Here is a 16,895-nt window from a genome sequence, read left to right on the forward strand (position 1 = left end):
ATTTCAGAAAAATCCTAAAGACGATGACTGGTAAGCTATCTTAGTGAGGAAACTTGCGTATAATTGCGCAAAAAATTATTTGAGCGTACAAGTGTTAGCTGTTATCCGACTATTTGCCTTACTAATCTACTTTATCGGTATAAACGCGGTTTTATTTATTATTTATTTAACCAGACCTTTTCATCGAAACAATGTGTACTTAGCCGGTATTTTCTACGCAAGCATGGCTAAAATCATGGGGCTTAAGCTTGAGTTGCGCCCATCTAGCAAAATAGATCCCAACAAGTCTTATGTGTTTGTCGCTAATCACCAAAACAGCTACGACTTAATGACCATATGCAAAGCAGCCATTCCTGGCGTGGTGACTATCGGTAAAAAAAGCCTTAAATGGATCCCCATATTTGGCGTCATTTATTGGTTATCTGCCAACATTATGATTGATCGTAAAAACAAAGGTAGCGCGAGAGACACCTTGGACGAAACTGCGAAAAAAATGCGAGAGAAAAACCTTTCTATTTGGTTTTTTCCGGAAGGGACAAGAAGTTACGGTAGAGGATTATTGCCATTTAAAACTGGTGCGTTTAGGCTTGCAGTGGCGACAAACACGCAGATAGTGCCGGTTATCGCAAGCGAACTTCATAAAAAGGTAAAGTTGAACCGTTGGAACAACGGAACAGTGATCATCGAAGTACTGGATCCGGTTGAGCTCGATAAAGATGAAAACCCAAAAGCACTCGCCAAACATTTTCATACGGTGATTGAAGAACGTTTTCAACATATTAGCGAAGAAGCTAAATCTTTGGACAAAGCTAAGGTTTGATTGCGCTAGGAATAGACTGCTTATACATGTAAACTTCGCGCATAAATCGAGTAAGCAATTTAGAGTGAGAGCGCGAAATGAGCGATAACGAAAATACCCAGTGGCACGAGTTTAACCAAGACACAATCGAGGCACTTATCGCTGACGGCAGTGATGTATCGCTAGAGCACACTATTGAACATCATTTTGCTAGCGGCGATTTTGATGCGCTAGAAAAGGCCGCCGTTGATGCTTTCAAAGCTGGCTTTGAAGTCGGCGATGCTGAAGAGCTAATGCTTGATGACGGCGGCACTGTTTTTTGCTTCGACGCAGTCGTTGAGAAAAAACTGGACGTTAAAGTGTTTAACGCTGATTCAGATAAGCTAGTGGCTATAGCCAACAAACACAAAGTGCATTATGACGGTTGGGGCACTTACTTTATGGGCGACAGCATCGACGATGAAGACGAAGATTTTGTCGATGAGGATTAGTCACTAAGAAGCTAAAAATCGAACAACCGTCATCCCCGCAGCAGCGGGGATCTCCTTGGAACACTCGGACTCTAGTTAAATCACAAAGCCTCAATCGTAGCCTTCTGCTCACTTATCTTATCAAGTTGCATTTGCATATCAGCTAACTTGTCACGCTCTTTTTCAATAACAGCAGCAGGTGCTTTACTTACAAAGTTTTCGTTACTCAGCTTGCCAGATGTTCTGGCCACATCTTTTTGTAGCTTTTCAGCAGCTTTATTTAATCGCGCCAATTCAGCTTCTTTATCAATCAAACCAGCCATTGGGATTAAGATTTCCATCTCGCCCACCAATGCTGTTGCTGACGCAGGGGCTTTTTCGTCGCTGCCTAACAAAGTCATGCTTTCTAGTTTAGCTAATTTAGCAAGATACTGACCGCTAACATCCAGTCGGTTTTGGTCTTGTTCACTGACATTTTTTAGCATCACCGGTAAGGGCTTGCTTGGGGCAATGTCCATTTCGCCGCGGATATTACGAATACCCACAATAAAAGACTTCACCCATTCGATGTCATCTAGTGCTTGCTGGTCAACTTTATCTGCATTGAATATTGGGAAAGCATCAGACATGATACTTGCCACTTCAGTTTGGTTTGCAGATAGCGGTTTGATTTTCTTCCAAATCTCATCAGTGATAAACGGCATAAATGGATGTAATAGACGCATTAACTGCTCTAGTACATTGATCAAAGTATGGCGTGTTCCGCGCTTTTCAGCATCGGTACTTGCATCTGAATTTAGCACTGGTTTGGATAACTCTAGATACCAATCGCAGAATTGATTCCAACTGAATTCATATAGATGCTGTGCAGCAATATCAAAGCGATATTGAGCAATTGCAGTTTCAAACGTCTGTAATGTTTGTTGGAATTGAGACCAGATCCAACGATCGAATACGCTTAGTTGCATTTCGCCGCCATCTCGACCAGTATCAAATTCTTCGGTGTTCATTAATACGAAGCGCGTCGCGTTCCATATCTTGTTACAGAAATTGCGGTAGCCTTCAACGCGTCCCATATCGAAATTGATATCACGGCTTGTCGAGGCCATAGCTGCAAAAGTAAAGCGCAATGCGTCTGTGCCATAAGCATTGATGCCGTCAGGGAACTGTTGTTTAGTTTGCTTACCTATTTTCTCAGCCATTTTTGGCTGCATCATGCCTGTGGTTCGTTTTTCTAGTAAGGCATCAAGCTCTATGCCGTCTATCAAATCAATAGGATCAAGCACGTTGCCTTTTGATTTGGACATTTTGTCGCCTTTTTCGTCGCGGATCAGGCCTGTTATATAAATGTCTTTAAACGGAATTTTACCAGTGAACTTTTTGGTCATCATGATCATTCTGGCCACCCAGAAGAATATAATATCAAAGCCAGTAACAAGAACAGAACTTGGTACGAAGGTCTCTAGCTCTGGTGTTTCTTTTGGCCATCCCATCGTTGCAAATGGCCATAGCGCAGATGAAAACCAAGTGTCTAATACATCTTCATCTTGTCTTAATACAACATCGTCACCAAGCTTGTGTTTAGCTCGCACTTCGGCTTCATCACGGCCCACATAAACGTTTTGCGCTTCATCAAACCAAGCAGGAATGCGATGTCCCCACCAAAGTTGTCTTGAAATACACCAGTCTTGAATGTTGTGCATCCACTGGTAATAGGTTTTATTCCAGTTTTCTGGTACAAAACGAATTTCACCAGATTCAACGGCTTCGATGGCTGGTTTTGCAAGTGACTCTACCGCAACATACCATTGATTAGTTAGGTAAGGTTCGATCACCACGCCTGTGCGATCGCCGCGGGGTACTTTTAATTTGTGAGCTTCTGTCTTAACTAAAACACCTTGCTCGGTCAGGTCTTCAACGATTTTCTTACGCGCCTCAAAGCGGTCAAGGCCTTGATATTGTGCAGGTGCGACGTCGTTTATCTTGGCTTCGTCGGTTAAGATGTTAATCATCTCAAGATTGTGACGCTTGCCCATATCGTAGTCGTTAAAATCGTGCGCGGGGGTTATTTTTACGCACCCAGTACCAAAATCTTGTTCAACATAATCATCTGCAATAATTGGAATTTCACGGCCTGTAATCGGCAACGTGATGGTTTTGCCAATATATGATTGGTAACGCTCGTCATCGGGATGCACGGCAACAGCGGTGTCGCCTAACATGGTTTCGGGACGTGTCGTTGCGACAATGAGTTCGCCACTGCCATCGGTTAATGGGTAGCGCATGTGCCACATGTGGCCATTTTCTTCTTCGGAAACAACTTCTAGATCTGAAACAGCAGTGAGTAATACAGGATCCCAGTTTACAAGACGCTTACCTCGGTAAATCAGACCTTCTTCGTACAATTTAACAAAGACTTCTTGTACCGCTTCAGACAGATTGTCATCCATCGTGAACACTTCTCTATCCCAATCAGGAGAAGTGCCTAAGCGACGCATTTGTTGAGTAATCGTCCCGCCCGATTCTTCTTTCCATTCCCAAATTTTTTCGACAAACTTTTCGCGCCCGAGATCATGGCGGTTTTGACCTTGTGCATTGAGTCTGCGCTCGACCACCATTTGCGTTGCGATACCCGCATGGTCAGTACCGACTTGCCACAAGGTATTATTGCCTTTCATTCGATTGTAGCGAATCAAAGCATCCATAATCGTATGCTGAAACGCATGCCCCATGTGCAAGCTACCGGTCACATTAGGAGGCGGCAACAAAATACAATACGGGTCGCCTTCACCTGATGCTTTAAATAGGCCCTGCTCTTCCCAATGTTTATAGCAAGCTTGCTCAATCTTATGGGGTTCGAATGTTTTATCCATCAATTACTCTCGTTTAATTCTTTATAGCTTTACAAACTGCATTTGACAGCCAGCTTGTTTGTATTGTTTGTAGCGCTCGCGCGCAGCTTGCTTTTCAGCTTCAGCAAAGGGCACGAAGTCTATCACATGTTGAATCCGTAGCGAGGTATCAATCATGCTTTGCGCCATGTTTATCACAGTATGCCTTGGGTTTAGTTTTTGCGTTTGCCAAGTAATTTCTACTGGCGTGCCTTGAGCGGGTCCTTCCCCACTTAAATTATGGGGAATAAACTGCTCAGCGGGCAACTGCCATAGGGCTTCATCAAATGCTTCAGCGTGCTTTTGATCAGCTGCAAGCACGCTCACCCACTTACGGCTTTTGTACAAATCGTAAATAAGCTTAAAGGCACCGTTGTGCATTGCCTCTTGGGTACTGCCGCTTTGTTCGGCAAGCTCGTAAAAAGTAACTTGATTCATATTTGAACGTCAGTAACAAGCTGTGGATTAGTCTTCATTCATTACGCCAGCTTTATTTAGCAGATATTGGGTCAACATTGGCACAGGTCGGCCCGTTGCGCCTTTTTTAGCGCCACCAAGCCATGCTGTGCCCGCGATATCCAAGTGTGCCCAGTTATATTTTTTGGTGAACCGAGATAAGAAACAAGCTGCAGTAATCGTTCCGGCGGGGCGTCCACCAAGGTTTGCCATATCTGCAAATGGGCTTTCAATATGTTCTTGATATTCATCCCATAAAGGCAAGCGCCACGCTCTATCCGAGCTTTGATCTGACGCATTGATGAGCTCATGAGCCAAAGGATTGTGAGAGCTTAATACAGCTGTTGCATGTTGGCCAAGTGCAATCACACAAGCGCCTGTTAGTGTGGCAATATCAATAACCGCCTCTGGCTCAAAGCGCTCAACGTAGGTTAACGCATCGCACAACACTAAACGTCCTTCAGCATCTGTATTTAAGACTTCAACGGTTTGACCTGACATAGTGGTGAGAATATCGCCAGGTCGATAGGCGTTTGCATCTGGCATGTTTTCACAGCCTGCCACCACACCGATGATGTTAAGTGGAATATTGAGCTCGGCAACTGTTTTCATTAAACCAAGCACTGCCGATGCACCGCACATGTCGTACTTCATTTCATCCATTTGAGCACCGGGCTTGATAGAGATGCCGCCAGAATCAAATGTTAGTCCTTTACCAACGAACACGATCGGTGCTTGATCGTCTGGTGCACCTTTGTGATGAATAATAGACATGATTGATTCGTTGTCAGAACCACGGCCAACGGCTAGATAGCTGTTCATCTCTAGCTCTGCCATTTTTTCTTCACCGACCGTTTCTACTTTCAAGGTAGAATATGTTTCAGCGAGTTCGATTGACTGCTCATTCAAATATTTGGGGTTACAAATATTCGGCGGCATGTTGCTGACGTCTTTAGCAAGCAGAACACCGGCGCTGATGGCTGTTCCGTGCTCAATAGCTTTTTCACCCAAAGTAAGCTCTTTGCGGGTAGATACGTTGAATACCATTTTACGCAAAGGACGACGAGGGGCTTGTTTCTTGGTTTTTAATTGATAAAAATTATAAATAGTGTCGTTGGCAGCTTCGACCGCTTGACGCACTTTCCAATACGTATCGTGCCCCTTTACATGAAGCTCGGTCAAAAAGCATACCGCTTCCATTGAGCCTGTTTCATTCAATGTTTGAATGGTCTTTGCAATGATTTGCTTGTACTGACGCTCATTTAGCTCGCGCTCTTTGCCACAACCCACTAACAAAACGCGCTCACTTGGCACATTAGGAACATGATGAAGTAACAACACTTGACCGGCCTTACCTTCAAGGTCGCCTCTGCGTAACAAATTGCTGATATAGCCTTCGCTGATGACATCTAATTGTTCTGCCACATTAGTTAATCGTCGTGGTTCAAATACACCCACCACGATACACGCGCTGCGTTGCTTTTCAGGACTGCCGCTTTTTACACTAAACTCCATGCTGTTTCCTTTTTTGTATTTATTGATGCTGCGCCTTTATTATTGAAGTTAGTTGCGCAAACTTATGAAGCGTTATAATTGTGCTTTAATTATAAGAAATTAAATCTATTGAGTATTAGTAAATCTTTTGTTTATGCTAGACTTGTACGCATTAAATAAGCGTTGCGAACATAAAACAGCGATAAATAATAAGTTTACTGAATTATGCGCACCTTTCCACTAAAAAACGATGTTTTCAGTCTTTAAATAATGCTAATTTTTCGATACTTGTTGCGCGAGACATTCAAATCACAAATTGCTGTGTTTTTTATCTTAATGGCAATTTTTATTACCCTCAGATTTGTTAGGGTACTTGGTGATGCAACCGATGGCAGTGTGCCTGCTGACTTAGTATTGGGCTTTATTACGCTCTACAGTCCTATTCTTGCTTCTTTAGTACTTCCTATTAGTTTATTTTTAGGCGTCATGCTTGCACATGGGCGGATGTACGTTGATAGCGAAATGACCGTTTTGCGAGCCTGTGGCGTGAGCGAGTGGTATGTCACACGGGTCACACTCTTCTTTGCATTCTTACTTGCCATCGCGACTGCGGTAGTCACTTTGTATTTAGCCCCATCAGCAGCCAATATGGAATATAAGCTTGAAGAAAAAGCCACGGCTTCAAGTGGAATTGCTTCTGTTATACCTGGACGTTTTCAACAAACAGGGAATAAAGAAGCTGTTATTTTTGTTCATGAAATTAACAATGAAGATGGTAAATTAGAACGCGTGTTTCTTTCGCAGGTTAAAAGCAGCGATGAAGATGTTCACTTAATATATGCCGATACTGGGAGCATAACGACCAGTGAATTAGGTGAGCAACAACTCACTCTGTTTCAAGGTAATCAGTACGAAGGTAATGCCGAACAAAATCAGTATCAAGTCGTTAACTTCGACGAATACAGAGTCACCATTGATAAAAATGCAAATCAAGAAGACAGGCGAAAGCTAGTCGCACTTTCAACCCCTGAGCTGTGGGAGCGAGATGATATTGAAGCCAAGGCAGAGCTTCAATGGCGGCTTGCTATTCCGCTGTCCTTACCGTTCTTAGTATTAATTGCTGTACCCTTGTCTGCCGTTGATCCTAGGCAAGGTCGATTTGGCAAAATGTTCCCTGCCTTATTACTGTATTTGGGCTATTTCTTACTTTTACTTGCAAGCCGACGGGTAATGGAAGACGGGCGTTTACCCGAATTTTTAGGGCTTTGGTGGGTACACTTATTGATGCTTGTCGTTGGAATAGGTTTGATCGTAAGAGATCGCAAAACAGGCGCATTGATTAGACAATTATTTGCGAAACAAAAACATGTTTAAACTCGTCGATTTATATATTGCCCGCACCATATTAGGCACGATCTTTGTCACGCTATCGGTGCTTATTGGCTTAAGCGCATTGATAAAATTTGTTGAGCAACTCAGGCGGGTGGGTCAAGGCGACTACGACATGACGCTTGCAGCTTTATATGTCCTGCTTAGCCTACCTCGTGAAATTGAGCAGTTCTTACCCGTGGCAACCTTATTGGGCGGCTTAATTGGCATGGGACTGCTCGCTCAAAACAGCGAACTTGTTGTGATGCAGGCCTCGGGCATGTCCAAAACTGACATTACTTTATCAGCAATGAAATCAATCGTGGTGGTGGTGGTGGTATTAATGGCTTTGGGCGAGTTTGTCACCCCCAAGAGTGAAGCCAAAGCTAAGCAGCTTAGAACTCAAGCTTTGTCTGGAGGTAGTTTAATTGCTTCTGATCAGTTGATATGGGCCAAAGACGGGCAAGACTTTGTCAGCATTGGCGAGGTTATTTCTCAGAACAATTTACAAGAGGTTAAGATTTATCGCTTTGACCCAAGCTTGAAACTCATTGAGATCATGACTGCGAGAACCGCTACGTTTAGGCAAGATGTGTGGCAACTAGAAGATGTGGCAACAATAGCATTTGGCGATGATCAGATTTCAAAATCGCAGTTAGAAAACCAAGCTTGGGAAAGTACGCTGACACCAGATAAATTAGGAATAGTTGCGATTAAGCCTGAAGCATTGTCGATACAAGGCTTACACGACTATGTAAATTACCTTGATAATAATGGTCAAGATTCTTCACGATACCAATTGGCATTTTGGCGAAAAGTGTTACAACCATTATCAGTTGCCGTTATGTTATTAATGGCACTCTCGTTTATTTTTGGTCCTTTGCGCAGCGTCACCATGGGCGCACGTACAATGATGGGTGTATTAACTGGCTTTGGTTTTTTTGCCACCAATGCCTTATTCGGCCCATTGAGTTTAGTGTATCAATTGCCAGCATTTGTTGGTGCAGTGTTGCCTAGTGCATTATTTGCCTTCATCGCATTACTGCTACTTAGAAGAAGCTAAAAAAGCTGGATCTTGTTTGAGCGTTACCAACTTTTATGGTCGTTTGCTTCCTTAGACAGGAATAGCACCTCTGTATTAGCAATTCGATCTTGTAGCGACTGCTTGTTTTTATAGTCTAATAATACAAACAGAGTCCCCAACCCACCTAGTGCCGTAATTAATCTAAGAAACAAGCGCCCATAGGAAATGCCAACTTCATCTTTTAAGTTGAAGATTTTAAGACGCCAAGCTCGCATACCCAGTGTTTGCCCACCATTCTTCCAAAACCATAGAAAGAACCCAATCACCCATGCTATCGTCCACGCTTGAATCACTGACTTATACAACACGGAGTCTTGTATTAATTCATTCACATGCTCATAACCATTTTTAGGTAACACGCCGTTTTCTAATAATACGGTTAATATGGTTGTGATCACGATCGACGCTAACATCCAAACGGCTGTTGCAACCAAGGCATCATAAATCATCGCAGCAAAACGTCTGAAAAAACCTGCACGAGGAAAACCTTCTTCGTTTGTTGTTATCTTATTTTTATTGAGTTTCTTATTTTTCTTGTTCTTTCTAGTCATTAGCAACTTGCTCAATTGTGAGTAATACGAGTTTATCATCTCTTTTATAGCGAAAACCGAAGGATTCAGATTTTTTTCATAAGGAATGCTTAAGTATTAAACAGTTAGATAAAATAAAGCTTGAATGAAAATAGCATGTCGATATAATTCACACCGCTTCGAAAGAAGAATACCAAGTTACCGTGCCAGAGTGGCGAAATTGGTAGACGCAGCGGATTCAAAATCCGCCGCCAGCGATGGTGTGCCGGTTCAAGTCCGGCCTCTGGTACCATACATCTGCTTACCCCAAGTAAACCAAGGGGTACAGCAGAAAATCAACTAAGATGTTGTACTAGCGTTGACCACTAAGGTTGACCAGTATGAAGAATATAGTCACTAATCAACATGGTGTTTTCACCTACCGTAAATCTGTTAAAGGCTCCTCAGTAAGAGTTTCACTTCAAACTAAAGACAAACTTGAAGCAATTCAATTAGCACAATCTCTGGCTACTTACGTTGACTTAATCGACTCAAAGTCACCTGAGGTAATTAAAAGCATTATCAATGCAGCTCTTATAAAGCTTCAGCCAACTTTCAAACAGAATCGTATTAACCGCATTCAGCAAGCTCTAGGAATCGAACTAATAGCAGATGAAGGTGAACCTATTTCTGTTATAGCTGAGTGTTTTGTCCAAGAAAAACTTCGAGCGAAAGCTTGGACAGAAAAAACTTACGCTTCATACAAGACGATCTTCTTTACGTTACCAGACTTTGTTGGTGATAAAGGAATCAAAACATTCACACATTCAGATGCTCAGAATATTAAATCCTGCATTCAACGATTACCATCAAGCATGAACAAGAGAGCAGAGTATCGCGATAAATCGATTAAACAAATCTTAAAAATGTCTGTTCCTAATGAACACTTAATGTCAATAAAGACTGTTAATACAAGACTTAGCTGCTACTCGGAAATGTTTAAATGGGCTATGAAAAATGGATATGTAGATAAGAACGTATTCGATGGACTGTCGCTTAAAGATACTAGAAACGCAAAAGACTTAAGGCTTCCTTTTTCACCAAATGACTTAAAGGAGCTGTTCAGCTCGAAACAATTAACACAGCCAAGTAATGATTGGCAGAGGTGGTTACCTGTCTTAGCTTTGTTTACCGGTGCTAGACTAAATGAGCTCTGTCAACTCGACGTGAAAGACATCAAACAGATAGGTGACTGTTGGTGTATATCCATTACAGATAAAGGGATAAATCAACACCTTAAGTCTGCTTCAAGTCGTCGTATTATACCCATTCATCATCTGCTTATTGAACTTGGATTCTTGGATTTCGTTAAGCAGCAATCAAACGGAAACATATTCAAACAGTTGAAGTTAATCAATGGTCGATACGCTCACACTCCATCCAAGTGGTTTGGTTCAGTAAAACAAAACGTGCTACGAGACAGCACCAAGAAAACTTTCCACTCGTTCAGACACACGTTTATTGACTACCTGTTTAATGGCCTAAAACTCCAAGGAAACCCTCTGGTGAAAGCGCTTGTGGGACATTCAGATAAAGAGATTACATCAGGTATTTATGGCTCATCTTTTGATATCAGAGACTTGAATGCAATTATCCAGAGAATCGACTTCTCTGAGTATGGTGTTTGCTTCAAAACCTTGGGATACGCTAGTACAACATCTTAGTTGATTTTCTGCTGTACCCCTTGGTTTACTTGGGGTAAGCAGATGTATGGTACCAGAGGCCGGAGAAGATATAGGTGCTTCAACTGCTCTGTAGCCTGCGTACTAGCGTTTGGTTAATCGAGCAGAAAGGATAAGGTGGTCAACGTATACGGTCAACCCCTTTGAATCTTTAAGCTTCTCTATCTCTGCTTTAATGAATGCACTGTGGAACCAAAAGGGACACTGGGGATACCAAAGTTCACGTTAGTAAGCCCAACGCATAATTCAGGTCTGGGGTAACCACAAGGATAGGCGATAGGAAGCCCTGAGAGATCCATGGTGATCAAATTGATGCTAGTGAATCCTGAACCTAGGGTTACCTGTGATTGTTCCTGAGAGTGAACCCTAGGTTCTCTGATTAGCAGAAGATGAACTGATCATTAGATATAACAAAGGGGTACTTTAACTGTTAATTATTGGATAAAGTATCCCCTTATTTTTGACTAAGGTAAACTGTTGGTTTGAATTAGAGTTTTGAGCATTGAGTCTGTTACTCTTTTACCTTTGTTTTCTTTTTCCCTGCGCCAATCTCGAAGGGTAAGCTGTAACTTGCTAAGGTCTTGGTTTGATAAATTAGGCTTTAAAGTCAATAACCTTCGCTTGTCTTTTGCTCTGTTCTTTTTTTCCTGATTAGTTGCGCTAACTTTATCAGCTCTCTCTTTAGCTCTATCCACTTCATCAACAATCCATGAATGAGTATCTTCGTATATCTTATACACAGTTAATTTCTGTTTCTCTACTTTGACATTACTATCTAGCTTACTTATGAAGTATTCAGCAGTTCCTTTATCTCCAAAGCAAAAATAGTTATCTACTGTGCTTGGATTCTGCCTTGTACTATTTCTTAATGAAACACGCAGTGCTGCTTGATAGGCGTCATACTGATAATATGCTTGTCGAATCTGTTTCTTGCTCATGCCATAAGATTGTTCCAGAAAGCGTGAGAAGTGTTGATAAGGCATTTGAGTATGTAGGTTCAGGAAATGATGGTTATGAGCTACATCATTAAAACCATGCGACTTCACTGGTAGCGGTTTTCCTACACCTGAAATACCTTTAACTGATAATGCCTCATTAGAAAAGTGACATTGTTCAAATGCTAGGCCTATATTTTCAAGTTGTTCAGAAGAAAGCTTTTTCTTAAATGTAGTCAACCAGTCTTGCTGTTCTAGCACCCAATAAACATGAATAGTACCACTTGTGAAGTGTTTGGTAGCTAGTTTCCAATCTAAAGGTTTCTGTTTAAAGCCTGCACTTTTGATCGCATGAAATTGAATTGTGTCTTCATGGCAAGCAGCTAGTAGTGTTACTGCAGAGAACTTATTGAAAAATGACTTTAAATCTAGCTTAGCAATCCATTGTAACTTGGCCTCACTTTTTGATATCTCAATATCATAAAACTTATTGTTAACATATTTCTTGAGTGCTAAAAGTTTTTCTGGCAGTTCATACCTGTCATTTGTTGAGTAATCATCTGGGGCTTCATTTATCAGCTCTAACTTAGCTGCAATTCCGTTGATCTCACCGTCCGTAGCTGTAATGTATTCTCCATGATCCGCCACCATAAACCCTTCGTCGATAAAAACGGGTAGTTTTATTGCTCCGTTTAGTAGCGAACTGGCACGAATTAGAGACTGAGTTGTACAAAGTATAACTTTCGGTTGGTTGTCCGAAGCTTGAATAGCTGACGCAATCTGGTGAGAGATGGATTGACTATAATCATTTTTCCATTTGCTACTCTCGGCTCTCTCTAAATCACTAAAGTTAGTTCTATGTGCTGTAATAACGTTCTCTATATTTTCAGATAGCGCTGAACTATCATTAATGAGTGCAGAATTAATTTCATTGAGCATCTGAAAGTATGAACCTTTCCAATCAGGACTTTCATCAGATACTATTAAACTGGTAGCAATATTCAGTGCTTCTAGATGTGTTTCCGTTTGTCGAAGAAGTCGGATGGTCTCAGTTGCATAAACTATAGTTTCTCCTGAATTGACTCTTTGACTCATTGTAAGAATAGCCCTATGGGTCTTCCCTGAACCACAAACGCCATTTACGTAATAGATAGTTTTCATTCAATTTATACAAACTATTTGTATGGGTTTCTCCCTAGGGTTTCTTGAACTGTTATGCGCCATTGCTCTGCTTCTGCAGGATAGTAGTTTTTCAGTCCTTGTAACGATTCTTCAAGAGAATTCCAGTAAAGCTTCCTTCTCCTTGCTTCATCTTCAGTATCGTCAATGACTGGACCAAGTTCTTGAATTAAGTTCGCATAGATTTCAATGTTCCCTGTATGCACACCTCGCATACCTGCTGCGCACCCTATCAAACTAAACAACAGTATGATGATAAAAAAGATTCTTAGAGCCATAATGTTTCCTCGTTGTATTATTTTTTTACAAGCTTGTTATACTAAGATGTAATTACATGATTTGAAAGAAGAATTCACGTGTTATTTTTTTATAAAATCCTTACATTGTTGCTTTGCGTGATACTTCTTTCATGTAAAACTACTCAAAACCAATTTTTGAATACCTCCTACGACAACTCTAATGAACTCGTTTGCAGACATTATATAGATGACTATGCGAAAACAGGGAAACAAGACATCATTAGTATTGAAGAACAAACCTATCTGAGAGTTTTGCGACAAGAAACGATAAAAAGAGGTCTAGACTTAGAGAGTTGCGTTAGGTTAATCGACGGTGTTGACCGAAGAATTGCGGAAAACATTCTTAAAGTGGGGACTGCAATTCTCGTAGCCGCAGTCTTAAATGAGCAGTTAACAACAAAGTCAAAGTCGAATAGTCGTTCTGAATCCTATTCATATGAAGAACTCAGAAAAAGATATGAGAGATCTGTTAGACTAGCAACACTTGCAGGTGTTCCTAAAAGCAAAATCGCAAAACCAACAACTAGAAAATCAACACAGACAAATCAAGTTTCAAGGATTTATAGGCCGATAAGATCGGTCTCAGTTAATACGTCACAATCAGAGCAAAATTCAATTAACACCTCTGCTTCTTGCACATGTTCGTGTGTTAACGGAGAAGTACAACCATTGTGTACAAGTCGACTTGCAATCAAACCTATTTGCAGTCCTCGGTTGTGCCCTAACGCGCCCTTAACCATTAAACCAATAAAACAGCAAAATACTCCTCCAATTGGGTCAAAAAGCTGCTCTCTATATCAAGTTTACAACGAATCAAAAGAGAAATATGAATGGGAAGAATTATGCGATTAGTCTTATCTTACATTCGTTAATAGCAACCAACAGTTTATCTTAGTCAAAAATAAGGGGATACTTTATCCAATAATTAACAGTTAAAGTACCCCTTTGTTATATCTAATGATCAGTTCATCTTCTGCTAATCAGAGAACCTAGGGTTCACTCTCAGGAACAATCACAGGTAACCCTAGGTTCAGGATTCACTAGCATCAATTTGATCACCATGGATCTCTCAGGGCTTCCTATCGCCTATCCTTGTGGTTACCCCAGACCTGAATTATGCGTTGGGCTTACTAACGTGAACTTTGGTATCCCCAGTGTCCCTTTTGGTTCCACAGTGCATTCATTAAAGCAGAGATAGAGAAGCTTAAAGATTCAAAGGGGTTGACCGTATACGTTGACCACCTTATCCTTTCTGCTCGATTAACCAAACGCTAGTACGCAGGCTACAGAGCAGTTGAAGCACCTATATCTTCTCCGGCCTCTGGTACCAACACTTAAACCAACTTTATAGTTGGTTTTTTGTATCTAAAAAACGTCGTTATTTATTCCTATAGCCTTCTGCTTGCATGCTCATGCTCGGGTGCTACTATGAGGACACAATAATAAAAAACCTGAATCAAAAGCGATTCTGAACTTCTTAAGTTAAACACCTATGCAACCTGAAACGACACCACCTCATGCTGGTTTGAAAACTTTTCTATCTAAATGGCTATTAGTAATCATTGGCGTTTGTATGACGATTGCCTCTGCGGTCATCTCAAATTACTTTATCGCGAAGAGTCACGACCAAATCACCGAATGGGAATACCAAGTTAAGTTAGCAGAACAATATATTGAGGAGACGTGGGAAAACAGTCGCTCTCTTGAACGCCGTAAAGATACAGCGATCATATTGGCAATTAGCGATCGTGAAGATCAACAGGTTCAGCAATTTATTGATGATACTTTGAGGCTAATGAACAATGAACTCGTCAATGACTACACCTATGACACTATTCAAACCAGTTTCGATCTTTATAAATTTGAAGTGATAGAGCGAATAAATGACAAGTATCTTGAACTTCAAAATTATATTGACCAGATCCGAGAAACTAGAAATCATAATGATGTATTAATGAATATTGCGCTTTGTTTTCAGATATTGGGATTGATCTTTGTCTTAAGTAAAGGGGTTATTTAGGAAGAACACATTAAAATAGATGCCGAAATCTTTCGTAGAAATTCCGGCATCTCAATTGCCATTTGAATAGAACTAGACGAAAAGCCTTTAGCTAGTAGCAAGCGTCATATTATATCCAGAGTACTTCCTCATATTAATCACGCGATCACCGTCTAGCATTAAATATTGACCTTTGATTCCCATTAGCGTCCCACTAAATACTGGTTCTTTATCCAAATTTATAGATTTAATCTTAGTTGGATATTGTTCGACAGGATATTGGATGACGACGGGGGGCAGGTCCAAATACTCAATTGCTTGCAGACCGTATTCTTCACTGATTTCTTCCAAATCTTCGTGCGCCAATTGCAATAGTTCATCTCGCTTTTGCACCAGATCAAGTTCAGGAATTTGACCTTTGAGCATAGTACGCCAGTTGGTTTTATCGCCAACATATTGGCCAATCGCTTTTTCTGCGAGACCACTTATTAATCTATTTTGAACCCGTAAAATAGCAACAGCTTGTGTCGCACCTTGGTCAATCCATCGAGATGAAATGGTGTTATCTGCAAATCGAGTAATGCCTACTTTTATTGCACCCGTGTTAGAGAGATAAACAAAGTGTGAGTTTAGACAATTCGCTTCGCCCCATTGAGGCTCTCTACAAGTTCCTTGATCGTAATGACATAGTTCAGGCTTAATGATACAGGTATCGCAGCGAGCTAGCTTTTGCATGCATGGAAAACAGTAACCTTGACTGAAACTCTTCTTAGTCTTTCTGTTGCAGTTCATACAATTTATTTCTTGCTGCCATGACATTTGTATTTCTTGACCAATTAGCGAGTTCATGTGAACTGACTGCTCAGAGAAACCGAGCAAATACTCTACATTGCCGTGTTCGTCGGCCGTCACGCTCATTTTTGAAATATTTCCACTAACTTGCATATTTACCCTTTTCTAAATACCTAAATTAAACAGTTGGATTATCAGTTTATTCTTTCACAAACGGCATTTAGATTCGATTTATTTTGTTTTTTTCGTGACTTATCGGAAGCTAACATACGTGTCAAATAAGAGGATGAGCAATGTCTGCAGTAAATAAAAAATTCGAGAACTTAAAAAAAGAGCTTGCTGAACTTACTAATCACTGTGACGCAAACGGTCACCATATCACCGTTCAATTACTTGGTGAAGTGTACGAATTATTACATATTTCCCATGAAACCTTCTTAGGAAATGCACTAAACTCGATATCAGAGTCAATTCCCGAACGCGAAAGCTAAGTCCTACGTTTCAAAACTTTACTTTGCCCAATAAATACAATCAGCCCTTAGACTGTTTGGTATAAATTTCAAACGCCAGAAACAACAAAGCCCCAACGTGAGTTGAGGCTTTATCGGTCTCTTTGCAGAGGAATTAGGAGTCTGGCGATGTGCTACTCTCACATGGGGAAACCCCACACTACCATCGCCGCTAATACGTTTCACTTCTGAGTTCGAAATGGAGTCAGGTGGTACCGTATCGCTATTGTCGCCAGACAAAAAAAGTACAATTTGGAAAATTTGATAATCAGTTTTTTTAGTATTTAACGAAGAGACGCTACTCTTCTTTCTACGATTTGCTACTTGTCACATACACACTCTAAATCTTAATAAACCACCACTTTAGCA

The 16,895-nt window shown here is 41.0% G+C and carries 15 protein-coding genes, 1 tRNA gene and 1 rRNA gene; 9 read left to right on the forward strand and 8 right to left on the reverse strand.

Annotated elements, in window-relative coordinates; translation table 11 throughout:
• Positions 1 to 91: 91 nt before the first annotated feature.
• Positions 92 to 820: a 1-acylglycerol-3-phosphate O-acyltransferase gene (locus KUL10_RS11120; protein WP_110429031.1), complete on the forward strand. Its 729-nt coding sequence runs from the start codon at positions 92 to 94 to the stop codon at positions 818 to 820.
• 77 nt (positions 821 to 897) lie between these two features.
• Positions 898 to 1,290, forward strand: a complete 393-nt coding sequence (rraB, locus tag KUL10_RS11125) for a ribonuclease E inhibitor RraB (RefSeq protein WP_110428995.1) — start codon at positions 898 to 900, stop codon at positions 1,288 to 1,290.
• An 80-nt stretch (positions 1,291 to 1,370) separates the two neighbouring features.
• Here rraB and KUL10_RS11130 read toward each other — a convergent pair whose 3' ends face one another.
• The 3 genes from KUL10_RS11130 to pepA are packed head-to-tail and all read right to left on the reverse strand — an operon-like array spanning position 1,371 to position 6,131.
• Entirely contained in the window at positions 1,371 to 4,142 is a 2,772-nt protein-coding gene (locus KUL10_RS11130) for a valine--tRNA ligase (RefSeq protein WP_110428996.1), read from the reverse strand.
• A gap of 21 nt (positions 4,143 to 4,163) precedes the next feature.
• A complete protein-coding gene (locus tag KUL10_RS11135; protein WP_110428997.1) occupies positions 4,164 to 4,598 on the reverse strand; it encodes a DNA polymerase III subunit chi in 435 nt (144 codons plus the stop codon).
• A 27-nt stretch (positions 4,599 to 4,625) separates the two neighbouring features.
• Positions 4,626 to 6,131, reverse strand: coding sequence for a leucyl aminopeptidase (gene pepA, locus KUL10_RS11140; RefSeq protein WP_110428998.1), 1,506 nt, complete (start codon positions 6,129 to 6,131; stop codon positions 4,626 to 4,628).
• A gap of 249 nt (positions 6,132 to 6,380) precedes the next feature.
• Between pepA and lptF the strand changes: the two genes are divergently transcribed.
• Positions 6,381 to 7,484: an LPS export ABC transporter permease LptF gene (lptF, locus tag KUL10_RS11145; protein ID WP_110428999.1), complete on the forward strand. Its 1,104-nt coding sequence runs from the start codon at positions 6,381 to 6,383 to the stop codon at positions 7,482 to 7,484.
• A complete protein-coding gene (gene lptG, locus KUL10_RS11150; protein WP_110429000.1) occupies positions 7,477 to 8,541 on the forward strand; it encodes an LPS export ABC transporter permease LptG in 1,065 nt (354 codons plus the stop codon). Before lptF ends, lptG begins: the two co-directional genes overlap by 8 nt.
• A gap of 23 nt (positions 8,542 to 8,564) precedes the next feature.
• On the opposite strand, the gene KUL10_RS11155 is transcribed toward lptG, so the two are convergent.
• Positions 8,565 to 9,113 (reverse strand): RDD family protein, encoded by a 549-nt coding sequence (locus KUL10_RS11155; RefSeq protein WP_110429032.1) that lies wholly within the window; start codon positions 9,111 to 9,113, stop codon positions 8,565 to 8,567.
• A 184-nt stretch (positions 9,114 to 9,297) separates the two neighbouring features.
• On the opposite strand from KUL10_RS11155, the gene KUL10_RS11160 reads away from it, so the two are divergent.
• A tRNA-Leu gene (locus KUL10_RS11160) sits at positions 9,298 to 9,384 on the forward strand.
• An 88-nt stretch (positions 9,385 to 9,472) separates the two neighbouring features.
• Entirely contained in the window at positions 9,473 to 10,795 is a 1,323-nt protein-coding gene (locus tag KUL10_RS11165; RefSeq protein WP_110429001.1) for a site-specific integrase, read from the forward strand.
• A gap of 482 nt (positions 10,796 to 11,277) precedes the next feature.
• On the opposite strand, the gene KUL10_RS11170 is transcribed toward KUL10_RS11165, so the two are convergent.
• Complete coding sequence (locus KUL10_RS11170; protein WP_146216777.1) at positions 11,278 to 12,843, reverse strand: hypothetical protein; 1,566 nt, start codon at positions 12,841 to 12,843, stop codon at positions 11,278 to 11,280.
• Between the two features lie 80 nt (positions 12,844 to 12,923).
• Positions 12,924 to 13,205: a hypothetical protein gene (locus tag KUL10_RS11175; RefSeq protein WP_110429003.1), complete on the reverse strand. Its 282-nt coding sequence runs from the start codon at positions 13,203 to 13,205 to the stop codon at positions 12,924 to 12,926.
• A 156-nt stretch (positions 13,206 to 13,361) separates the two neighbouring features.
• On the opposite strand from KUL10_RS11175, the gene KUL10_RS11180 reads away from it, so the two are divergent.
• Positions 13,362 to 14,078, forward strand: coding sequence for a hypothetical protein (locus tag KUL10_RS11180; RefSeq protein ID WP_146216778.1), 717 nt, complete (start codon positions 13,362 to 13,364; stop codon positions 14,076 to 14,078).
• 640 nt (positions 14,079 to 14,718) lie between these two features.
• Positions 14,719 to 15,246 (forward strand): hypothetical protein, encoded by a 528-nt coding sequence (locus tag KUL10_RS11185; RefSeq protein ID WP_110429005.1) that lies wholly within the window; start codon positions 14,719 to 14,721, stop codon positions 15,244 to 15,246.
• A gap of 87 nt (positions 15,247 to 15,333) precedes the next feature.
• On the opposite strand, the gene KUL10_RS11190 is transcribed toward KUL10_RS11185, so the two are convergent.
• Positions 15,334 to 16,143 carry a DUF2797 domain-containing protein gene (locus KUL10_RS11190; protein WP_373415185.1) on the reverse strand — a complete coding sequence of 270 codons (810 nt, stop codon included), beginning with the start codon at positions 16,141 to 16,143 and terminating at the stop codon, positions 15,334 to 15,336.
• Positions 16,144 to 16,310: 167 nt separating this feature from the next.
• Between KUL10_RS11190 and KUL10_RS11195 the strand changes: the two genes are divergently transcribed.
• A complete protein-coding gene (locus KUL10_RS11195; protein WP_110429007.1) occupies positions 16,311 to 16,508 on the forward strand; it encodes a hypothetical protein in 198 nt (65 codons plus the stop codon).
• 139 nt (positions 16,509 to 16,647) lie between these two features.
• Here KUL10_RS11195 and rrf read toward each other — a convergent pair.
• A 5S ribosomal RNA gene (rrf, locus tag KUL10_RS11200) occupies positions 16,648 to 16,763 on the reverse strand.
• Positions 16,764 to 16,895: the final 132 nt, after the last annotated feature.

The organism is Glaciecola sp. KUL10, assembly GCF_003203515.1.
Lineage (GTDB): Bacteria > Pseudomonadota > Gammaproteobacteria > Enterobacterales > Alteromonadaceae > Glaciecola.